This is a genomic window from Desulfatiglans anilini DSM 4660, from assembly GCF_000422285.1.
GTDB classification, from domain to species: domain Bacteria; phylum Desulfobacterota; class DSM-4660; order Desulfatiglandales; family Desulfatiglandaceae; genus Desulfatiglans; species Desulfatiglans anilini.
Map to the genome: position 1 here is coordinate 155,632 of NZ_AULM01000004.1, position 20,394 is coordinate 176,025.

Below are 20,394 nucleotides of genomic sequence, written 5' to 3' on the forward strand. Positions count from 1 at the left end.
GGACAGGCCTGTGACCGCCCAAGGACCCGGAGGGCCGAAGGGGCGATGTCCATGGGGGACGGGGTCCCGCCATCCGCCGCAGCCGGCATCGCGGCTCGCGGGCTGCCGCACCCTGGGACGAGAGGGGATATTTTGATTGACAGCCACTGGAACGCTTGCTAGCTTTTTTTAGAGGCTGAAGCACCGCCAACCTGATCCGGCACATGATCCTCGCGGCAATCTCTTCTCGACGTGCACCCCCCCATTCGGAACGACAGACCGAGACGACCCGGGCGATGCGCAGTGTCGCATCGGAAGGTGCCGCACACAGTGCGATCCGGCGCCCGGATGGTCCTGCCCATCGAGGCCGCTTTGACAGCCGGCCTCGAGGCGCCTCCGTGCACCGCCGGTGCCTGCGCCCCGCCCTCTTGACAGGGCGGATTTCTGCAGAAAAAGGGAACTTTCATGACTCAGTTAGCAGCAGCACGCTCGGGTGTGATCACACCCGAGATGAAAACCGTGGCAGAAAAAGAACGGGTCGACGAACATTGGCTGCGGGAGCAGATCGCCGCAGGCAGGGTCGTCATCCCTGCCAACCGGAATCATCGGGCCCTCTCCCCCTGCGGCATCGGAGAAGGCCTTACGGTCAAGGTCAACGCCAACATCGGGACCTCATCCGACCATGCCGTCCTGTCCGAGGAACTGGACAAGTTGAAGGTCTCCGTCGAGGCCGGGGCGGACGCGGTCATGGACCTGTCCACAGGAGGGGACATCAACCGCACCCGCCTCGAGGTGGTCAAGGCCTCCCCCATTCCGGTCGGGACCGTCCCCATCTACCAGGCGGTCGTGGAAACCACCGAAGAAAAGGGGGGGCTGATCCACCTGACCGTCGATAAGATCTTCGAGGTCATCGAACGCCAGGCCCAGGACGGGGTCGATTTCATCACGGTCCACTGCGGTTTGACGCGGGCGGCGCTCGAGATGCTCCGGAAGGAAGGGCGCACCACCGACATCGTCAGCCGAGGGGGCGCCTTTCTGACGACCTGGATGCTCTATCACGACCGCGAAAATCCGCTCTACGAGCACTATGACCGCCTCCTCGAACTCGCTGCACGCTATGATCTCACCCTGAGCCTTGGAGACGGCCTGCGCCCGGGCTGCATCGCGGACGCGACCGATCGGGCCCAGATCCATGAACTGATGACCCTCGGACACCTGACCCAGCTCGCCTGGGAAAAAGACGTGCAGGTGATGATCGAAGGCCCCGGACACGTGCCGCTAAATCAGATCGAAACCAACATCATTTTGCAGAAACAGTTGTGCCACCATGCGCCGTTTTACGTGCTCGGGCCGCTCGTGACCGATATCGCCGCCGGCTACGACCACGTCGCGTGCGCCATCGGCGGCGCCCTGGCCGCGTGGGCCGGGGCGGACTTCCTCTGCTATGTGACGCCGGCCGAGCACCTGTGCCTCCCGAGCGTGGAGGACGTCAGGGAAGGCGTGGTCGTCACCCGGATCGCCGCACACGCCGCGGACATCGCCCGGGGGAACCGGCACGCCATCGAGCGCGACCACCAGATGTCTGTCGCACGCAAGAACCTCGACTGGGGGCGTCAGATGGAACTGGCGATCGATCCGAAAAAGGCCAGGAAATACCGGGATGAGCATCCGCCGGGCGAGGACGATGTGTGCACCATGTGCGGCAAATATTGCGCGATCAAGCAGGTCAGGGAATATTTCAAGAGTTGACCGGGCGGGCGCCGATCACTTTCCGATGCAAAACCGGCTGAAGATCTCGTCGAGGACCGCCTCGTGCGGCACCTCTCCGATAATCCCGCCCAGGGCGTCGAGGCCGGTCTGAAGCTCGAAGGCGACGATTTCAGAAGGATCTCCCGACTGGATACCCTGGAGCGCGCGCCTGAAGGCCGCCGCCGCATTTTCTAGAGCCTGCTTGTGCCGGAGGTTGGGAGCGACGTCCGAGCCTACGCTTCCGCTTTCTGAAGACAGGACCCTGTCTTTGATGGCCTGGCGCAGTTCCTCCATCCCCTCGCCGGTCAGGGCGGAGACCCTGACGGTCTGACAGGCTGCCAGACGCTCTTCGCCGCCACGGCCGATCCGCGGCGGAAGGTCGATCTTGTTGCGGATCACCAGATGGCTCCTGCCCTTGCAGTAACCGAGCAATTCCAGGTCGTCCGGTGCAAGGGCCCGGCTCTGATCGATCACCAGCAGGATCAGATCGGCCTCCCCCAGCCTCCGGCGGGAGTGCTCGAGGCCGATCCGCTCCGCCGGATTCCGGGCGCGCCTGAATCCGGCTGTGTCCATCAGCCGCAGGGGGACGCCGTCCAGGTTGAGCAGCGTCTCGATCACATCGCGGGTGGTTCCTGGGCTGGGTGTAACGATCGCCCGGTCTTCATCGATCAAGCGATTCAAGAGGCTGGACTTGCCGGCGTTGACCCGCCCGGCGAGCACCGTTCCAACACCGTCCACCCACACCCGGCGCCTGTGCGCCGCCAACAGCCTCTCGATCGGCTGCAGAAGCCCCTCCCTGACCGCCTTCAGAAGATCCAAAGGGTCGAATCCGGTCTCTTCCTCCTCCATGAAATCAATGGCCGATTCCACCTGCGCGAGGACCGCCACCGCCGTTTCACGCAGCGATGCAATCTCATTCCTGAGACGACCCTGAATCTGGCGGGACGCCATCACCAGACCCTGCTCGGACCGGGATTGGATGAGGTCCATGACCGCTTCGGCCTGGGTCAGATCGATACGCCCGTTCAAATAGGCCCTCAGAGTGAACTCCCCCGGCCGGGCAGGCCTCGCGCCGGCTTCGACCGTCAGCCGAAGGATCTTCGAAAGCAGCACGTAGCCGCCGTGCGAGTTGATCTCGGCGTAATCCTCACACGTGTAGGAATGCGGAGACGACATGAAGCTCACCAGGACCTCGTCGAGGACTTCCCGGGTTTCAGGATCGATGATGTGCCCGTAATAGAGGCGCTGTGGCGACCAGCGGGCGGTTGCATGTCTGGGGCGGAAAAGACCCCCGACGATCGCATGGGCCGCGGGTCCGCTCACCCGCACGATGCCGATCCCTCCCGGACCGGCGGGCGTGGCGATGGCGGAGATGGTGTCGTTGGCGGCAGGGTCAGGCGTGCCGATCATGTGAGATGCCTTCGGTCGCCCGGCACAGGGGCCGGTGCCATAGATTCAAAAAGCCGCCTGCAGCGCAGGAAGCGCGGCGCAAAAGGCGGCTTTCAGCATGAAACGATCTTTAATGGAGTCGATCTGAGCGATTGTCTCCCCCCGACCGCTTGGGCATGATAACGATCTTCTTGAGCATCCCCTCTCCGCGGCTGCGCGTGTCCAGATCCGCATCGTCACGCAGCGTCAGATGGACGATCCTCCGGTCATAGGGGTTCAGCGGGTTGGTGCTCACCGGTTTCTTGAGCCGCTTGGCCTTTTCTCCCATCCGGAGGGCCATCTCGATCAGGGAATCCCGCCGCCGCTGACGGTAGTTCTCGGAGTCGACCACCACCTGCACCCGCCGCTCGAGCGTTTTGTTGACGATCTTGTTCACAATGAACTGCAGTGCGTCGAGCGTACGCCCCTTCCGGCCGATCAGAAGCCCGGAGGTGTCGCCCGTGATGTTCAGGAGGATGGCGCCGTTGCTGTATTCGACCGCCACAGAGGTGTCCTTCAATGGAATACATGCAAGGATCTTTTCGAGGGTCTCGCGGGCGACCTTCAGATCATTTTCGTCTTCCGGGAGCGGCGCTTCGGCCGCTTCTTCGGGGACTTCGGCCGCCTCCCCGGCGCTGGGGGCTTCAGCCGAAAAGGGTTCGGCAGCGGATTGCGGTTCCTGCTCCAGCTCGGGTTCGGACGGAGTCTCTTCCTCACGCACGGGAATCGTCACCTTGATCTTGGCCTTGCGTCCGCCGACAAGGCCGAAAATCCCTGCAGAGCCCGGTTCGAGGACCTCGATCTCCAGATCTTCTCTGGCACGGTTCAGCCGACGGCAGGCGTTGGCAATGGCGTCTTCGGTGTTTTTTCCTTCGAATTCATACACTTCCATGCTTTTCCTCCGAATGTTATGCCGGCTTTTTCTGAATGCGGTACTGCTGCCCGATAGAGAGAACGTTGTTCACCAGCCAGTACAGTACCAGGCCCGAGGGGAAATTGATAAACATGAAGGTAAAGATCAGCGGCAGAAACATCATGATCTTGGCCTGGGCGGGATCTCCCGGAGTCGGAGTCATCTTCTGCTGAATGAACATCGAGGCCCCCATCAGCAATGTCAGTACGGGGATACCGGAGGGCGGCGCCATCAAAGGAATGTCGAACGGGAACTGGAAGAGGCGGTCGGGGGCCGAAAGGTCATCGATCCAGAGGAGGAAGGGCGCGTGCCGCAGTTCTATGGCGCTGCCGAGGATCCTGAAAAGCGCGAAAAAGACCGGAATCTGGATGATCATGGGCAGGCACCCGCTCATCGGGTTGACCTTGTAGGTCTTATAGAGCCCCATCATCTCCCGATTCATCATCTCTTTGTTGTCTTTGTATTTTTCTCTGATCTTGGCCAGGCGCGGCTGGAGCTTTTGCATCTCTTTCATGGACTTGTAGCTCTTGTGCGTCAGCGGCCAAAAGATGATCTTCACGAGGATCGTGAGCAGGATGATTGAAAAACCATAGTTGTGGATATACTGGTTGAAAAATCTGAGGAGGTGGAGGAGGGGCTTGGCGATGATATCCGTCCAGCCGAAGTCGACCACCCGGTCAAGGTCGCGGCCGACATCCTTGAGGCTTCCGAGATCCCGCGGACCCAGATAGAGGCCGTATTTCGCAGAAGCCGCCTGGCCCGCTCCGACCGTCACTGCGGATGGAACGTAGATGCCCTGCAGCCATCCGTTCGCCAGCATTTCAGCCTGAACCCGCCCCTCCGTCAACGGCTCGGGGGGCATCAGGGCCCTCATGAAATAATCGTCTTCATAAGCCAGCCAGTTGATATGGCCGTTGAACTGTTTCTGCTCGGAAGGATCCTCCAGCTTCACCTCTTCGAGGCTTCTGTCCTGATACAAGACCAGCCCGACATAGCTGTAGTATCCCTTCTTTTCCTTCGGCGGAACGGCCGTCAGCCCCGCCTTGAAGGCGCCGGTCACAGGAGCGGTGCCCTCGTTCCTGACCTCGCTTTCGACTTCGACGGCATACGATCCAGCGCTGAACCGGTAAACCTGCCTGTGGACCAGACCCTCTGGCGCGCGGCGCTCGAAGACCACCTCCTGGGGCCCTCCCCCCTCGGTGAGCGTCAGGCTGTCAACGCCCGCTTCGAAGGCCAGGTTACGATCCAGGGAGAACGCTTGATCTCCGAACTGGACCCCCGTGAAATCTCCTGCACCCGACATGTGGCTCAGCAGCTCGATCCATGGCGACTCAGGGGAATTTGTCTCGCGGTACCGTTTCAGCTTGAAGCTCTTGAAGGTGGGGCCAACATTGGTCATCACCGCCCGATAAAGGGGGGTTTCGATCACAATCTCCTTCTGCCCGATCTGCCCGCCGGGGTCTGCGGGCGGCTGGGGCCCGGCAGAAGGCGCAACCGGTTGCGGAGCCGCCGGATCGACCGCCTGCGTTTCAGCAGGGGCGGACAAAACGCCTTCGGCCGCCGGTTCATTTTGCGGAGGCCTTTCCGCCTCCTTCGGAGCAAAGAGAAGCGACCACCCGATCAGTACAACGAAGGATAAAACGAATGCCAGTATCGTTCTTTTTTCCATGTTCAAAGCTCTTTGGTTTCCGAGGCGCCGCGAGGGCCTTTCGCCGGCCGGACCGGGGCAGCTCCTGCGGGGCGGGGATTCAAACGGGATGTAGGCAGGAACCGCAAACGGCCGCGCGCTCTCCACGCCTGCCTTCAGACAAACGCATCCGATTCGGGTCAAACCAGAGGGTCATAGCCGCCTGGGTGGAAAGGATGGCACTTCAGGATCCTCAGGAGGGCCAGAGTGCCCCCTTTTACGATCCCATACTTCATGAAGGCATCCCGGGCATAAGACGAACAGGTTGGATAAAAACGGCAGGAAGGAGGCCACAAAGGCGAGAGAAAACGCTGATAACACCCGATCAAGCCTACCGGGATATACCGGGCATTAAACAAACAATTCCTTATCGAAAAAGATCTCCTCAAGCTCTTCAACAACCTCAAAGAGGCTCAGGCTGCCGGCTTCCTTCTTTGCGATGATCAGAACATCATAGCCCCGGGGAAATTCGACCTTGTGCAGCCTGAAAAATTCGCGCATCAGGCGTTTGGCGCGATTCCGCTGGACGGCGTTGCCTGTCCTTCTGCTGGCCGTGACCCCCAACCGTGTGCATCCCAGCCCATTACGCAGGCATTTGACAACAAAATGCCTGCTTTGCCGGCGCTTTCCCAACTGATCGACATGGATAAAATCCGGCCGGGCCAATAACCTTTCGTTTTTCGGCAGGGAAAAATCGCCCATCTCTGAACCGCAGAGGGCCGGATCCACAAGGCCCCTATACGGTCAAACGCTTGCGCCCCTTCGCCCTGCGGCGCCTCAAGACATTGATCCCGCCCCGTGTTTTCATGCGGGCCCTGAAGCCATGAGTCCGTGCTCTCTTGATATTGCTGGGTTGATAGGTTCTTTTCATGATTCCTCACCATCTGCTATGGAGATGAACGGTATTCCCCGTCCGGAAGCGCCTGACGGGATCATGCCCGCCGGCAGGTCCGAAAGCCCCGGATGCAGCATCCGTGGCCAGCCGGACAGGTCGATCTCCGGCTCATCAGCGATCCCCCCCAATGACCCGGCCCGAACACGTCAACACGGGTCTCCTGCGGGGGCTTCCCGAACGATTCTAATGTCATCCATCCGCGGAAATGATTCCCCGGTAGAACCCGGTTTCCAATCCGGAAATGAGAGTTTTTAGCCAATATCAAGGAAATCAAGCGTTTGCGCGGAGGCGACCTGCTGCAGGTCGCCTCACAACCAAACGTGCAGATTGACGCCGAGATTGGCTAAAAAGACCATTTCCGGGTGGAAACTAAAGTAAATGGGTATTTAAGCATCCGCTCCGGGAGATGTCAAGGCAAATCATTTTGGCCATTTTTGTGTTTGATCATTCATGCAATTTCCTTTAATAAGATAAGATTGATGTGTCGCTGATTCAGAAAGGAGATCTGCATGCTTTTCGATCCCGTTTTGGGCTTGTTTTCCAACGACTTAGCCATCGACCTCGGTACAGCCAACACCCTTGTTTACGTGAAGGGGAAGGGCATCGTCCTGAGCGAGCCTTCCGTGGTTGCCGTTCGCAAAGACGCCAAAGGCACCAACAGGGTGCTCGCGGTCGGGCGCGAGGCCAAGATGATGGTTGGCCGAACCCCGGGGAACATCGTGGCGATCCGCCCCATGAAAGACGGGGTCATCGCCGATTTCGAGATCACCGAGGCCATGCTGCGTCACTTCATCCGCAAGGTGCACAACCGGCGGAACCTCCTCCGCCCCCGCATCATCATCTGTGTCCCGAGCGGCATTACGCAAGTCGAAAAAAGAGCTGTCCGTGAATCAGCGGAATCCGCCGGCGCGAGGGAGGTCTTCCTGATCGAAGAACCGATGGCCGCGGCGATCGGAGCCGGTCTCCCCATTACGGAACCGACCGCCAACATGGTCGTCGACATCGGCGGCGGGACGACGGAGGTGGCCGTCATTTCCCTTGCCGGCATTGTGTACAGCCGGTCGGTCCGGGTCGCCGGAGACAAGATGGACGACGCCATTCTGCAATACATCAAACGCAAATACAACCTCCTGATCGGCGTCCGGACATCTGAGATCATCAAAACCACCATCGGAAACGCCTATCCCAGCAAGGAGATCCAGACCATCGAAGTCAAAGGGCGGGACCTCGTCACGGGCATTCCCAAGATCCTGACGATCGACTCGGAAGAGGTTCGCAGCGCCATCTCGGAGCAGGTCGAAACCATTGTCGAAACGGTACGGATCGCCCTGGAACAGACTCCGCCCGAACTCGCAGCGGATATCGTGGACAAAGGCATCATGTTGACGGGCGGCGGCTCCCTGCTCAAAAACCTCGATGTGCTGCTGCGGGAAGAGACGAAGCTGCCGATAACGGTGGCGGAAGACCCCCTCGCGGCCGTCGTGCTTGGTTCCGGAAAGGCATTGGATACGCTGGCTATTTTGAAGGAGGTCGCCGTAAGCACCTAGCCGGTCTCCCCTCCCAAAAAAGGCTTTTTGACCCATGTCGGAAGCGCAGCGCCGAGCCGCCCGCCCTCTTCGGGATAAGGGGCTTCCGCGATGCAGATGGATTGGAGAGAGCATTTATTACCGGTGCCCTGCCGAGAAAAGCGCCTCATTGTATTGAACCGAATCGGAATGCCTGGATGCTGTGAGCTTTTTTCGCAGAATTTGGATATGGGTTTTTTTTCTGGCCTTCGTCCTGTTCCTCTTTTCATCGAGCCCGAACAGCGGCAACAGCTGGAGTTCGCTTGAGAGGCTGTTTGTCGAGCTTACCGCCCCTCTTCAGAATTTGTTCACCCGGACGGTCCAGGCGACCAAGGATTTCTGGCTCGACTATTTCTATCTTGTCGATGTGCGCCAGGAAAACGAGCGTTTCAAAGCCGAAATCCAATCTCTCAGGATGGAGAATCAGCGCTATCGGGAGATGGCAGCTGGCTACGAGCGCCTGCAGAACCTGCTCCAATTCCGGCGCACCATCGCCCATCCGGTTCTCGCCGCCCGTGTGATCGGCCGGGATCCGAGCGGCTGGTTCAAGTCCATCATCATCGACAAGGGTGCAAAAGACGGATTGACCGCCAGCATGCCCGTGGTCAATGCCGACGGCCTTGTGGGGCGTATCGTAGCCGTTTCACCCCATTATGCCCAAGTTCTTCTCCTGATCGACCAGAACAGCGCCGTGGACATCCTCATCCTGCCGTCACGGGATCGGGGAATCCTGCGGGGGCAATCTTCGGAAGCCTGTCGATTGGAATACGTCGCAAAAGCTTCGAGCGTCCGGAAAGGCGATCCGGTTATCACCTCCGGGCTCGCCGGCGTCTTTCCCAAAGGCATCCCGGTCGGCCATGTCCTGACCGTTGCGGAACCCCGCGGCGAGCTGTTCAAGGAGGTCACCCTCAGAACCGCTGTGGATTTTTCGAAGCTCGAAGAAGTGCTGGTCATTTTGAAACCCAGGGAGGAAGAGACATCCATCTTCAGGAACGAACAAACAGACAAGTAGTTTTGCACACCTTCCTTTGGCTCCTGGGTCTGACCTACACCCTTCTGAGGGGAAACCTTGCCGAACGGTTCGACGTCCTTTTTTCTCACCTGGACATCCTGACGGTCCTGACGGTCTATGCCTTCTACGCCTTCGGGGCTGTCTCCGCAGGCGTATTCGCACTTGCGCAGGGGCTCTGCATGGACCTTTTCAGCCATGGGAAGGCCGGCCTATTTCCTCTCCTGTATCTCACCACGGTGGCGGCGGTAGCTGTTCTTCGGCGTCTTTTCGAACTCGGAAACCCCAAAGGCCAGGTGATCATCTGCACCGCCGCGGAAATCTGCATTCATACCGTTCGAGTATTTCTCTTCATCCTGCTCTTCCCGGCGCTCTCTCCCTCGTTTCAATCCTTCTTGAACTCAGCCCTGATTTCTGCCACCATGACAGGGCTGTCAGGGCCGATCATCTTCCTCCTGCTTGACCGGCTGGGCGCCGTCCTGGCGAAAGGCGCCACCAGCGCACCGAATGGGAAGATCGAGTGACGTCTGCCTGCCGGCTGAGCAGCGCCCTGCCGCTTCCTTTCAACCGAACATCGAACAGATGATGGAGAAGCAATCGATTTGCACACCTTCGGGTCTGATTCCACCTCTGCTAAAATCCTGCACCGGCATATCCGGATCGCAGTGGTGCTGGCGTTTTCGGCCTTCGCCGTGCTGATGCTGCGGCTGTGGTTCCTGCAGATCCTGCAGGGGCCGACGTTCAGGGAAAAATCCGAGAACAACCGAATCCGGCTCCGCGATATCGCTCCTTTCCGGGGGATGATTCTCGACCGCAACGGAGAGGTCCTGGCCGACAACAGGCCGGCGTATGATCTTTACTTCATCCCTGAAGAGGTTCAAGACCAGGACCGGCTTTTGAACGAACTGTCTCAAATGACGGGTCTCGATCCGCTCAAGGCACGAGCTGCCATCGACAAGACAGGCGCCCGTTACCCCTTTCTGCCCGTCTGCCTCATCCGTGACATGCAGCGCGATCAATTGGCGAAGGTGGAGACGCATCTTTATGACATGCCCGGCCTGTTCATTCAGGTGCAGCCGCAGCGGCACTATGTCTGGGATGACTTCGCCACCCATCTCATCGGATATGTCGGCGAAATCACGGAACAACAACTGAAAAGCGGCCGTTTTGCCGATAACAAGCCGGGAGACCTCATCGGAAAATCCGGCATCGAGGCCCGCTGGCAGGCCCATTTGGGCGGCGTCCGGGGCGGCGAACAGGTGGAAGTCGACGCCTCGGGCCGCCAAATCAGGGTTGTTTCCCGCAAGGCCCCCCTTCCAGGGGCCAACGTCCACCTCACCATCGACCGCAGGCTTCAGAGTGTCGCAGAAGATTGCCTCGCGGGTAAAACGGGCGCCATCGTGGCGCTGGACCCGGCCAGCGGCCAGGTTCTGGCGCTCGCGAGCAGCCCCGATTACGACCCTAACGTCTTTGTCGGCGGCATCGACAGGACCCTCTGGAAGGCAATGATCAGTGCCGAATCGAGCCCTCTGCAAAACAGGGCCCTGTGCGGTCAATATCCACCGGGATCCATATTCAAGATCGTGGTCGCCCTGGCCGGACTTCAGGAAGGGCTGATAACCCCCTCCGAAACGGCCTTCTGCAACGGCGTGTACGCCATAGGAAATTACAAATACCGCTGCTGGAGGCGGCAGGGTCACGGCCACATGGACCTGCAGCAGGCCCTCGTGCAGTCCTGTGATGTCTATTTCTACCTTCTCGGCAAAAAGCTGGGCATCGAGCGGATCGCGCGCTATGCGCGTGCTTTCGGGCTGGGGCAGCCTACCGGCTTCGACGCAGGGGACGAAAAGGCAGGATTGATCCCCGACAACGACTGGAAGAAAAAAACCTACGGCGTATCCTGGCAATTGGGAGAAACCCTGATCTCGTCCATAGGACAAAGCTTCGTCCTCGTGACCCCGATCCAGATGGCCACCCTCTTTTCAGCCGTCTTCAACGGCGGCCTCATTTATCAACCGCAGGTCACGAAAGAGGTGGTCGGCAGGAACAACGAAACGATCTTCCGGTTCGAACCGGTGGTCAAACAGAAGGTGCCCATCGACAAGGCCCATCTCGAGCGGGTCAAGCAAGCCCTGGTCGGTGTGGTCGAAGGTCCGCGGGGCACCGGCTCACGCTGCAGGATCGAGGGATGTTCCGTTGGTGGCAAAACCGGGACCGCTCAGGTTGTCGCCCTTGAAAAAGCGAAGCATTATGAAGACGAATCGGACATCCCCTGGCGGTACAGGGACCATGCTTGGTTCGTGGCCGTCGCACCGGCCGAGGATCCCAGAATCGCGGTCGCCGTTCTCGTCGAGCACGGGGGCCATGGGGGAAGCGCGGCCGCCCCGCTGGCCAAAACGGTGATCGAATCCTATATGGAATCCCCCGTGCGATCCGCCGGCGAAACCGGCAGACCGAAAGATACATCGGGGTAAAGCATGATCGACCGCAGACTCATTCAGAACTTCGATTGGCTCCTGCTCTTCATGATTGCAGGCATCGCCGTCATGAGCATTGCCAACCTTTACAGCGCCACTTACGCCGTGCGGGACATCGGCGGGTCTCAGGTCTTTTACAAACAGATCTACTGGTTCCTGATCGGGTTCAGCTTCCTGCTGATCATGACGACCTTCAACTACACCCATTTGGAACGTTTCGCCTACCCTGCTTACGCGATATCCATCCTGCTTCTGGTTCTCGTCCTGGTGGTCGGCAAAGTCACCTCGGGTTCTCAACGCTGGATCGCCCTCGGGCCAGTCACGTTCCAGCCCTCGGAATTAGCGAAATTCACGCTCGTCCTGGTCCTGGCCAAATTCATTTGTAATCGGGGAATGCAGAGAAGCTATCATTTGAGAGATCTCTGGCAGCCCTTCCTCCTGATCGCCCTGCCTGCAGCCCTGATTCTCAAGGAGCCCGATCTCGGAACGGCACTCCTCCTGGTTGCAGTGGGCGGATCCATGATCCTGGTAGTCGGTATTCACTGGAAATCCTTACTGATTATTCTCTGCTCCACCATGGCCGCAGCCCCGCTGATCTGGATGAAGCTGAAGCCCTACCAGCAAACCCGAATCCTGACCTTCCTCAACCCGGACCTGGACCCGCTGGGATCGAGTTACCACATCAATCAATCCAAAATTGCGATCGGGTCCGGGCTCTTCTGGGGCAAGGGCTTCCTTCACGGCACCCAGACGCGGCTTCATTTTCTGCCGGAGCAGCACACAGACTTCGCCTTTTCGGTGCTGGCCGAGGAATGGGGCCTTCTCGGAGCCGGTTTTCTGCTGATGTTCTACCTCGGCGTCATCATCTGGGGCCTGATGATCGCCGCCAACTCGCGGGACCGGTTCGGCTCCGTGCTGGCCATCGGGATCGTGGCCATCGTCTTCTGGCAGGTCCTGATCAATGTCGGCATGGTGACGGGGATCCTGCCCGTCGTGGGCATTCCACTGGTCCTTTTCAGCTACGGGGGCTCATCCCTCGTCACCACCATGATCCTGCTCGGGCTGCTGATGAACATCAGCATGCGCCGATTCATGTTTCAATAGAATGAGAATTTTTCATCCCCAAACGAGCGTCTTGAACCTTGCAAGGCAGACGCGCCGGGTTTTGCCGCACAACCCAACGCCTTTTTCCGGCCGGATCCGGAGCTGACGATGCCGCCCTCTTCCCCTAAGAAACAGCCCCCTTTCAAGGCCGCAGGAGCAAACGATCCCCGCCCGGAGGTCCGGCGGATGTTCAGCGAAATTTCGGCCCGCTACGATCTGATGAATCGGCTGATGACCTTTGACCGCGATCGGAATTGGAAACGCGAGGTCATCCGGCGCGCGCGCCTGCAATCTGGACACCGTCTGCTGGATGTTGGAACAGGAACGGGAGGCATCGCCTTCGAGGCCCAGAAAAGCTGCCGGGAGGTCACTATCACTGCCGTGGATTTTACCCGGCCTATGCTCGAGATAGGCCGTGCACGCGATCGGAAAAACACGATATCCTGGTGCCAGGCCGACGCATTGCGCCTTCCCTTCGAGGATGCGGCCTTCGATGCCGTCACCTCGGGCTACCTCATTCGGAACGTCCCCGACCCGCTGCGGGCTTTCGAAGAGCAGATGCGCGTCCTCAAGCCGGGGGGGCGCGTGGTATGCCTCGACACATCCCCGCCGCCGCCAGGGCCGCTAGCGCCTTTCGTCCGCTTCTATCTGCGGCGCGTCATCCCGTTCCTCGGAGAGATCATTGCGGGCAACCGTTCGGCCTACACCTATCTCCCCGAAACGACCCAAGCCTTCTTCGAACCCGCACGCCTCGCCGCCCTCATGCGCGAGGCCGGCTTCGAGCGCGTCTCATACCGGCAATTCATGTTCCATACGATCACGGTCCATACCGGCGAGCGCCCTCTCACACGCTGAGCCTCAGGACCTTATCGGGCAAAAAACCGCTTATGAAGGAAGGATGCCTTCGATCAGCCTCAGCAGATGATCGCGGCGCCGCATGCCGGTTATCCAAGCCTCCGGCACCCCTTGCATTCCGTTGTGCGCCCCCAGCACCAAACCCGCCAGCATGCCGCGGCCGGCGCTGTCGCCTCCGCCCATGACACCCTGAACCAGGGCCTCCTTCAGGTTGTCCGGATATTTCTCGATCAAATGGATCACCCCCGGAAACGCCTCCGGGGCGTGGCAGCTCTGGCCGAAAGCGAGGATCGCCTTGACGCTCTCTCTTTCGACCGATCCACGGCCTTGCTGAACCCATTTCTCGATCACGGACCCGGTGTAATGCTCTTTCACCACATCGGAGATCGCATCCCCGGGGGTCTGTCCATGCAGGATCGCGTGGACCACGCGGGCGAAAAACTCGGCGCTCTCGACGGTCCACTGATCGGCGTGGGTCATGCGGGTCTGCTCCCTGGCGGACGCCACGAGGGCGCCGAGATCATCCGCATACAGGTAGACGAGGGGGGCGATGCGTGCAGCCCCGGCCAGGTCGTTCGAAGGGGAGCCGGGGTCGCGCCAGGTCTTCCCCTCCGCATAGCGTGAAAGGGTCATCCGGGTGGCCTGATCCACATATCCTTCATAGCCATTGAACAAGGCACGCCAGCGCTCGGAGAAGTCCCGCAGGTCAAACCGCTGGAGGTCCGCCAGGGATTCGAGCAGCACCAGCATCTGGTCCCCGTAGTGCGTGAAGTCCCCTTTCGTCTTTGTTGGATGGTAGGAATCGGGCGACGGTCCCAGCAAGTTCTCGATCCGCCCGAAACGCTTCAGGATCTGATTCGTGTCATAGATCCAGTGTGCACCGAGGGCCAGTGCGTCCCCCGCAAAAGACGCCAAAACAGCCGCCTTGGATCGCTCTTTCATATGAATTTCCCCTTTGCCGGATGGCTGCCAATCATTCCATCCCAAACGTCGATCCACCTGCAATACATGAATACGTCCTTGCCGTCGGGCATTCCCCATTACTGAGGGGCATCCGGCACCCGCTGAGCGCCCTCGCCCACTCGAGGGGATCTCATCCCGGCCGGTCGCAGTTCGGCCGATACGGGCATCAACCCATGCCCATCCGGAAATGATTTACCGATACAACCTCGTTTCCAGACCGGAAATATGGTCGGATCCCTTTGATCCCGCCCGAACATCTTCTTACGGACCAAACATTCACCCCTGGTTATTCGCCATTTCTTGACGGACGTTACTCCGGCAGCATCCTGCGCCCCTCTGCGACCCCTGTTCAACCCAGCCACCCAAATACGCTTTTCCGTTAAAATAGTATGAATTCTCAAGAGGAAAGGCAAACATTCTCTCACATTCCGCTTGACTGAAGATCAACTTTGCTATAGTTTGGCCTTTATGCCGATTTGGCTCTGCGCCTGGAAGCATGCAGCGTTGGAGAGCCGTAAGGCCTATTCGCAACATGGATGGCCGTTTTTTTCACAAGAGTCCGGTGTACCTGAACGGATCTGCAGTAGAGGTTTGGGTTTAAGCTTTTGGACCAAAAACATTTTTCAGGAGGTAGTGGTGATGCGTAGATCTTTTTTCATGGCGTTTCTTTTGATTGCGGTAGGGGCTTTCTTTGTTGGGTGTGCGACAGCGCCCCAACCCCTGGCGCCTTTCCAGGCGTATGACCTGAACCCAAAAGTCAAATCGGGGGATTACACCCAAAGCGTTGACAATTTCGTCGTGGTCTTTGATGGCTCCACCTCCATGTCAGACAAGTGCCAGGGGCACAAGAAGCTGGATCTCGCGCGCGAAGTAGTGAACCGCATGAACCAGACGATCCCCGCCATCAAGCTCAACGGAGCGTTGCGCACCTTCGGGCAGGGCTCCTGCATCCCCGGGGACCCGACCTCCGTCATCTATGGACCGGCCCCTTACGTGAGCGCCGACATGGCCAAGGCGATCGCCAAGATCACCTGCACCGGCGGCAACACCCCCCTCGGAGAAGCGATGGAAGCCTCCGCTGCTGAGTTGAAGGCCATGCAGGGCCCAACCGCCATGATCATCTTCAGCGACGGCGAAGCCACTGACAAGGCCGTTCCTGCGGCCGAAGCCCTCAAGAAGGAATTCCCCGGGCTCTGCATCTACACGGTTCAGATCGGCGACAGCAAAACCGGGAAGGCCGTCCTCGATGAAGTCGCCAAGGCCGGGAATTGCGGATTTGCGACCAACGCCAAGGACATCATGGGCGGCGCCGAGATGGCCGCTTTCGTCGAAAAGGTCTTCCTGACCAAGGGTGAAAAACCGAAGGCCGTTGGAAGACTTGACAGCGACGGCGACGGCGTGCCCGACGATATCGATCAGTGCCCCGGCACCCCCAAGGGAGCCAAGGTGGATGAGAGAGGCTGCTGGGTCATTCCGAACGTCCTCTTCGACTTCGACAAAGACACCGTCAAGCCCCAGTACCAGGGTGTCCTCGACGACGTTGTACGCGTCCTCAAACTCAATCCCAACGTCATGATTCAGTTGGATGGACATACGGACAGCATCGGCACCGAACAGTACAACATGGGCCTCTCCCAGAGGCGGTCCAACTCCGTCAAGAAATACCTCGAGAAGGCCGGCATCGTTTCGGGTCGTCTGACCACCAAGGCCTACGGTGAGTCCAAGCCGATCGCCCCGAACAAGATCGACGGCAAGGATAATCCGGCTGGCAGGGCAAAGAATCGGCGCGTCGAGTTGTCGCCTGTCTTCTAGATCGTCCTCAGCTTAAACTAAACCTGAACCAGCAAAGATCCGAACGGCGACCCCTTCAAGGAAGGGGTTTCCGTTCGGATCGGCTGGTTGTCTCATTCTGATCTCCCTGTCACTGAAACCGGCCTGTTTCAACACCGGTATCCCGGCTGCATTTCCCCGTTTCATAACCGTGTCCATCCGGAAACCAGGATTTTTCTTTACATCCTTCGGGTGCTCAGTCCCACCGCATCGCGGCGGGTCCCGGTTTGGCCAAGATCAAGGAAATCCAACGCTTGTGTGGAGGCGACCTTCAGGTCGCCTCCGCACAAGCAAACGTGCAGATCGACGCCGAGATTGGCAAAAAAGGCCCTTTCCGGATGGAAACCAACTCCGGCCGATCGACCCGGCCCCGGAGCGGCTGCAGGGTAAAAGAAGAACCCGGCAGTCTGCCGCTTTTTCAACCTGCCTCAAGCCTGAGCCATTCAGGCTGGAAAGGAGTTGTCCATGCAGGATTCTCTTCAAGTTGTTATGCATTATCTAACCACATACGGCATCAATGTAATCGGCGCCATTATCATTCTGATCCTCGGTAAGATCGGTGCCGGAATCGCCCGAAGGATCGTCACCAGAGTCCTTCGCAAGTCCAATACCGATGCCTCGGTGATCTCGTTTGTCGCCGGTCTGGCGTATACGTTGGTCCTCGTTTTTGCCGTATTGGCCGCCCTCGCCAAATTCGGCGTGCAGACCACCTCATTCATCGCCGTCCTGGGCGCCGCCGGTCTGGCCGTCGGCCTGGCGCTGCAGGGCTCCCTTGCCAACTTTGCGGCCGGTTTTCTTTTGCTGGTCCTGCGTCCATTCAAGACCGACGACTACATCGATGCCGCCGGGGTAAGCGGCAGTGTAAAGGAGATCCATCTCTTCACCACCACGCTGGTGACACCCGACAACATCAAAATCATCGTCCCCAACAGCAAGATCTTCGCCGATACCATCAAAAACTTTTCGGCATACGATATACGCCGCCTTGATATGGTCTTTGGCATCGGTTATGGATCCTCCATTGAAAAGGCCATCGAGGTGCTCCAAGACCTCCTCAAGAAGGATCCCCGAATCCTGGCGGAGCCCGAGCTGCAAATCGTAGTCGCGGAACTGGCCGATTCCAGCGTGAACCTCTTTGTACGTCCATGGGTCAAAAAGACCGACTATTGGGATGTGAAATTCGATTTCACCCATGCCGTCAAGAAGGCATTCGATCAAAACGACATCGAAATTCCCTTTCCTCAGCGCACCATCCACATGGTCAACCCATAGGCCGGCATCGTTCCAGGGTGCTATAATCAAAGAGCCGCGCGGTTCAAAAACCGCGCGGCTCTTCTCTGCGAGTCGAAAGCCCCGATTATTGCGGAACAGGGGCTGCCGGACTATGTTTCCGGACGGGGGATCACTGATCAGTACATGTCATCATCCGGGGGCATGGGCGGGGCCGCCGACTTTTTCTTGGCCGGTTTTTCAGCAACCATGGCCTCCGTGGTCATGAGCAATCCTGCCACTGAAGCAGCATTCTGCAGTGCAAAACGAGTCACTTTGGTGGGATCGATGACACCAGCCTCAATCAGATCCTCGTAAACGCCCGTATCGGCATTGAACCCATAGGCGCCGCTTCCTTCGAGCACCTTCTGAATCACGACCGATCCCTCGAAGCCCGCGTTGTTTGCGATCTGCCGCACCGGCTCTTCGAGCGCACGCTTGACAAGATCCAAGCCCAGCTCTTCATCGCCTTCAAAATGCGCATCTCCCAGCGATTTGATCACCCGAGCAAAGGCCACGCCGCCCCCGGGAACAATGCCTTCTTCGACCGCCGCGCGGGTGGCGTTCAAGGCGTCTTCGACACGATCCTTGCGCTCTTTCATCTCAGTCTCGGTCGCAGCCCCCACACTGATGACCGCCACGCCGCCGATCAGCTTGGCAAGGCGCTCCTGAAGCTTTTCCCGGTCATAATCGCTTGTGGTCTCCTCGATCTGAGCCCGAATCTGCTTGACCCGGCCATCCAGCGCCTCACGGCTCCCGCCGCCGTCAACGATGGTGGTATTGTCTTTGTTCACCGAGATCCGCTTGGCCGTGCCCAGATCCTGGACCGTGATGTTCTCGAGTTTGATCCCGAGGTCCTCGCTGATGACCTGACCACCGGTCAGAATCGCGATATCCTGCAGCATGGCTTTGCGCCGGTCGCCGAAGCCGGGGGCCTTTACGGCTGCGCACTGCAGCGTTCCGCGCAGCTTGTTGACCACCAGAGTCGCAAGGGCCTCACCCTCCACATCCTCCGCGAGGATCAAGAGGGGTTTGTTCATCCGGGCGATCTGCTCCAGAATCGGAACCAGATCCTTCATGCTGCTGATCTTTTTCTCGCTGAGCAGGATGAAGGGCTCCTCGAGATGGACCTCCATCTTCTCAGGGTCAGTCACAAAATAGGGGCTGACATATCCACGGTCGAACTGCATCCCCTCGACGATCTCCAGGGTGGTCTCCATGCTTTTGGCCTCTTCGACCGTAATCACCCCTTCTTTACCGACCTTCTCCATGGCCTCGGAAATGATGTTTCCGATGGTCTTGTCATTATTGGCGGAGATCGTTCCGACCTGCGCGATTTCCCTTTTCTCTTTAGTGGGTTTGGAGATCTTTTTCAACTCCGCCACCACCAGCTCCACAGCCTTGTCGATCCCGCGCTTGACCGCCATAGGGTTGGCGCCTGCCGCCACCAGTTTGGACCCTTCACGAAAAACCGCCTGGGCGAGGATCGTGGCCGTGGTCGTTCCGTCCCCGGCAACGTCCGAGGTCTTCGAAGCGACCTCCCTGACCATCTGAGCGCCCATGTTTTCGAACTTGTCTTCGAGATCGATCTCCTTTGCAACCGTCACACCGTCCTTGGTGATCTTCGGAGCGCCCCAGGACTTCTCGATCAGCACATTCCTCCCCTTCGGACCCAATGTAACCTTTACCGCATTGGCAAGGGTGTCGACGCCCTTCAGGATCTTCTCCCTGGCAGCTGCACTGTATTTGATATCTTTACCAGCCATTGCCCCATTCCTCCTCAAGCTTCCACAATCGCCAAAATGTCATCCTCACGCATGATCAAATGTTCCACACCATCGATCTTGATCTCATTGCCCGCATACTTACTGAACAAGACACGGTCGTTTTCCTTGACCTCCATCGGGATCCTTTCGGCTTTGTCATTCAGTTTCCCGACGCCAACCGCGATCACCCGGCCCTCCTGCGGCTTCTCTTTGGCCGTGTCCGGGATAATGAGGCCGCCCGGTGTCTTCTCCTCTTCTTCGATGCGAAGCACCACCACGCGATCATTCAACGGTCTGATATTCATGCGCAAAAAACCTCCTCAGGTAAAAAGTTCTGAAGGCTGAGCCGCCTTCCTGCTGGATTAAACCCCCTGCAACACCTGGGTCCTTTTAAACGGAAAAGGGATTCGCCGCCTCCTGCAAAATTCCCGCGAGAAAGCTAAGCAGTTTCCATCCGGAAATGTCTTCTTGGCCAATCCCAGCGTCAATCCGCACGCTTGCTTGTGCGGCGACCTAGAGTCCGCCTCCGCGCAAACGCTTGATCTCCTTGATCTTGGCCAAACCGGGACCCGCCCCGCAGGGGTGGGACTGAGCACCCGAAGGGTGTGAAGAAAAATCCTCTTTTCCGGATTGGAAACCGGGTTTTACCGGGAAATCATTTTCGGATGGAAGCTAAGCACCATTTATGCCTTGTCAAGCGCCGCGTTGTGCTCTGAGATGCATTTCCATCCGGAAATGGTCTTTTTGGCCAATCCCGGCCTCAATCTGCATATTTGCTTGTGCGGCACCCACCAGGTCGGCTCCGCGCAAACGATTGCTTTCCTTGATCTTGGCCGAACCGGAACCCGCCCCGCAGGGGTGGGACGAAGCACGCGAAGCGTGTGAGGCAACCCGGACCCTCCGCG

At 58.8% G+C, this 20,394-nt stretch carries 18 protein-coding genes; 9 read left to right on the plus strand and 9 right to left on the minus strand.

Going from position 1 to position 20,394, the window contains the following annotated elements:
- The first annotated feature begins 444 nt into the window (after nt 1-444).
- Nucleotides 445-1,728: a phosphomethylpyrimidine synthase ThiC gene (gene thiC, locus H567_RS0106270; RefSeq protein WP_028320754.1), complete on the plus strand. Its 1,284-nt coding sequence runs from the start codon at nt 445-447 to the stop codon at nt 1,726-1,728.
- A gap of 15 nt (nt 1,729-1,743) precedes the next feature.
- Here thiC and mnmE read toward each other — a convergent pair whose 3' ends face one another.
- From mnmE to rpmH, 6 genes are all read right to left on the minus strand, one after another.
- On the minus strand, nt 1,744-3,138 hold the full coding sequence (gene mnmE / locus H567_RS23365) for a tRNA uridine-5-carboxymethylaminomethyl(34) synthesis GTPase MnmE (protein ID WP_035253532.1): 1,395 nt from the start codon (nt 3,136-3,138) through the stop codon (nt 1,744-1,746).
- A 109-nt stretch (nt 3,139-3,247) separates the two neighbouring features.
- On the minus strand, nt 3,248-4,048 hold the full coding sequence (gene jag / locus H567_RS0106290) for an RNA-binding cell elongation regulator Jag/EloR (RefSeq protein ID WP_028320757.1): 801 nt from the start codon (nt 4,046-4,048) through the stop codon (nt 3,248-3,250).
- A gap of 16 nt (nt 4,049-4,064) precedes the next feature.
- Nucleotides 4,065-5,738, minus strand: a complete 1,674-nt coding sequence (yidC, locus tag H567_RS0106295; RefSeq protein ID WP_028320758.1) for a membrane protein insertase YidC — start codon at nt 5,736-5,738, stop codon at nt 4,065-4,067.
- A gap of 158 nt (nt 5,739-5,896) precedes the next feature.
- A complete protein-coding gene (gene yidD, locus H567_RS0106300; RefSeq protein ID WP_028320759.1) occupies nt 5,897-6,097 on the minus strand; it encodes a membrane protein insertion efficiency factor YidD in 201 nt (66 codons plus the stop codon).
- A 10-nt stretch (nt 6,098-6,107) separates the two neighbouring features.
- A complete protein-coding gene (gene rnpA, locus H567_RS0106305; RefSeq protein WP_028320760.1) occupies nt 6,108-6,458 on the minus strand; it encodes a ribonuclease P protein component in 351 nt (116 codons plus the stop codon).
- A gap of 34 nt (nt 6,459-6,492) precedes the next feature.
- Nucleotides 6,493-6,627 carry a 50S ribosomal protein L34 gene (gene rpmH / locus H567_RS27760; protein ID WP_084516939.1) on the minus strand — a complete coding sequence of 45 codons (135 nt, stop codon included), beginning with the start codon at nt 6,625-6,627 and terminating at the stop codon, nt 6,493-6,495.
- A gap of 533 nt (nt 6,628-7,160) precedes the next feature.
- Between rpmH and H567_RS0106315 the strand changes: the two genes are divergently transcribed.
- The 6 genes from H567_RS0106315 (at nt 7,161) to H567_RS0106340 (ending at nt 13,661) form a co-directional block, all read left to right on the plus strand.
- Entirely contained in the window at nt 7,161-8,198 is a 1,038-nt protein-coding gene (locus tag H567_RS0106315) for a rod shape-determining protein (RefSeq protein WP_028320761.1), read from the plus strand.
- A gap of 181 nt (nt 8,199-8,379) precedes the next feature.
- Nucleotides 8,380-9,228: a rod shape-determining protein MreC gene (gene mreC, locus H567_RS23370; protein ID WP_051184534.1), complete on the plus strand. Its 849-nt coding sequence runs from the start codon at nt 8,380-8,382 to the stop codon at nt 9,226-9,228.
- Nucleotides 9,229-9,230: 2 nt separating this feature from the next.
- Nucleotides 9,231-9,749 (plus strand): hypothetical protein, encoded by a 519-nt coding sequence (locus H567_RS0106325; RefSeq protein WP_028320762.1) that lies wholly within the window; start codon nt 9,231-9,233, stop codon nt 9,747-9,749.
- Between the two features lie 78 nt (nt 9,750-9,827).
- A complete protein-coding gene (mrdA, locus tag H567_RS0106330; protein WP_028320763.1) occupies nt 9,828-11,699 on the plus strand; it encodes a penicillin-binding protein 2 in 1,872 nt (623 codons plus the stop codon).
- 3 nt (nt 11,700-11,702) lie between these two features.
- The gene (rodA, locus tag H567_RS0106335; RefSeq protein WP_028320764.1) at nt 11,703-12,806 is read left to right on the plus strand and encodes a rod shape-determining protein RodA; all 1,104 of its coding nucleotides are present in this window, start codon (nt 11,703-11,705) and stop codon (nt 12,804-12,806) included.
- Between the two features lie 108 nt (nt 12,807-12,914).
- Nucleotides 12,915-13,661, plus strand: coding sequence for a ubiquinone/menaquinone biosynthesis methyltransferase (locus H567_RS0106340; protein ID WP_084516943.1), 747 nt, complete (start codon nt 12,915-12,917; stop codon nt 13,659-13,661).
- Nucleotides 13,662-13,691: 30 nt separating this feature from the next.
- On the opposite strand, the gene H567_RS0106345 is transcribed toward H567_RS0106340, so the two are convergent.
- Nucleotides 13,692-14,603 carry an ADP-ribosylglycohydrolase family protein gene (locus H567_RS0106345; RefSeq protein WP_028320766.1) on the minus strand — a complete coding sequence of 304 codons (912 nt, stop codon included), beginning with the start codon at nt 14,601-14,603 and terminating at the stop codon, nt 13,692-13,694.
- A 660-nt stretch (nt 14,604-15,263) separates the two neighbouring features.
- Here H567_RS0106345 and H567_RS0106350 point away from each other — a divergent pair.
- Together H567_RS0106350 and H567_RS0106360 are read left to right on the plus strand one after the other, a co-directional pair.
- Nucleotides 15,264-16,436 carry an OmpA family protein gene (locus H567_RS0106350; RefSeq protein WP_028320767.1) on the plus strand — a complete coding sequence of 391 codons (1,173 nt, stop codon included), beginning with the start codon at nt 15,264-15,266 and terminating at the stop codon, nt 16,434-16,436.
- A 507-nt stretch (nt 16,437-16,943) separates the two neighbouring features.
- Complete coding sequence (locus H567_RS0106360; protein WP_244155432.1) at nt 16,944-17,726, plus strand: mechanosensitive ion channel family protein; 783 nt, start codon at nt 16,944-16,946, stop codon at nt 17,724-17,726.
- Nucleotides 17,727-17,863: 137 nt separating this feature from the next.
- On the opposite strand, the gene groL is transcribed toward H567_RS0106360, so the two are convergent.
- Together groL and groES are read right to left on the minus strand one after the other, a co-directional pair.
- Nucleotides 17,864-19,489 (minus strand): chaperonin GroEL, encoded by a 1,626-nt coding sequence (gene groL / locus H567_RS0106365; protein WP_028320770.1) that lies wholly within the window; start codon nt 19,487-19,489, stop codon nt 17,864-17,866.
- Nucleotides 19,490-19,503: 14 nt separating this feature from the next.
- Complete coding sequence (groES, locus tag H567_RS0106370) at nt 19,504-19,794, minus strand: co-chaperone GroES (RefSeq protein WP_028320771.1); 291 nt, start codon at nt 19,792-19,794, stop codon at nt 19,504-19,506.
- Between the last annotated feature and the right edge of the window lie 600 nt (nt 19,795-20,394).

Excerpts from the sequence above, each read along its gene's own strand:
- H567_RS0106315 (WP_028320761.1), top strand. The coding sequence starts at position 7,161 with ATGCTTTTCGATCCCGTTTTGGGCTTGTTTTCCAACGACTTAGCCATC.
- H567_RS0106360 (WP_244155432.1), top strand. The coding sequence starts at position 16,944 with ATGCATTATCTAACCACATACGGCATCAATGTAATCGGCGCCATTATC.
- H567_RS0106345 (WP_028320766.1), bottom strand. The coding sequence starts at position 14,603 with ATGAAAGAGCGATCCAAGGCGGCTGTTTTGGCGTCTTTTGCGGGGGAC.
- thiC (WP_028320754.1), top strand. The coding sequence starts at position 445 with ATGACTCAGTTAGCAGCAGCACGCTCGGGTGTGATCACACCCGAGATG.
- groES (WP_028320771.1), bottom strand. The coding sequence starts at position 19,794 with ATGAATATCAGACCGTTGAATGATCGCGTGGTGGTGCTTCGCATCGAA.
- groL (WP_028320770.1), bottom strand. The coding sequence starts at position 19,489 with ATGGCTGGTAAAGATATCAAATACAGTGCAGCTGCCAGGGAGAAGATC.
- rodA (WP_028320764.1), top strand. The coding sequence starts at position 11,703 with ATGATCGACCGCAGACTCATTCAGAACTTCGATTGGCTCCTGCTCTTC.
- yidC (WP_028320758.1), bottom strand. The coding sequence starts at position 5,738 with ATGGAAAAAAGAACGATACTGGCATTCGTTTTATCCTTCGTTGTACTG.
- H567_RS0106350 (WP_028320767.1), top strand. The coding sequence starts at position 15,264 with ATGCGTAGATCTTTTTTCATGGCGTTTCTTTTGATTGCGGTAGGGGCT.
- mnmE (WP_035253532.1), bottom strand. The coding sequence starts at position 3,138 with ATGATCGGCACGCCTGACCCTGCCGCCAACGACACCATCTCCGCCATC.
- jag (WP_028320757.1), bottom strand. The coding sequence starts at position 4,048 with ATGGAAGTGTATGAATTCGAAGGAAAAAACACCGAAGACGCCATTGCC.
- H567_RS0106340 (WP_084516943.1), top strand. The coding sequence starts at position 12,915 with ATGCCGCCCTCTTCCCCTAAGAAACAGCCCCCTTTCAAGGCCGCAGGA.
- rnpA (WP_028320760.1), bottom strand. The coding sequence starts at position 6,458 with ATGGGCGATTTTTCCCTGCCGAAAAACGAAAGGTTATTGGCCCGGCCG.
- rpmH (WP_084516939.1), bottom strand. The coding sequence starts at position 6,627 with ATGAAAAGAACCTATCAACCCAGCAATATCAAGAGAGCACGGACTCAT.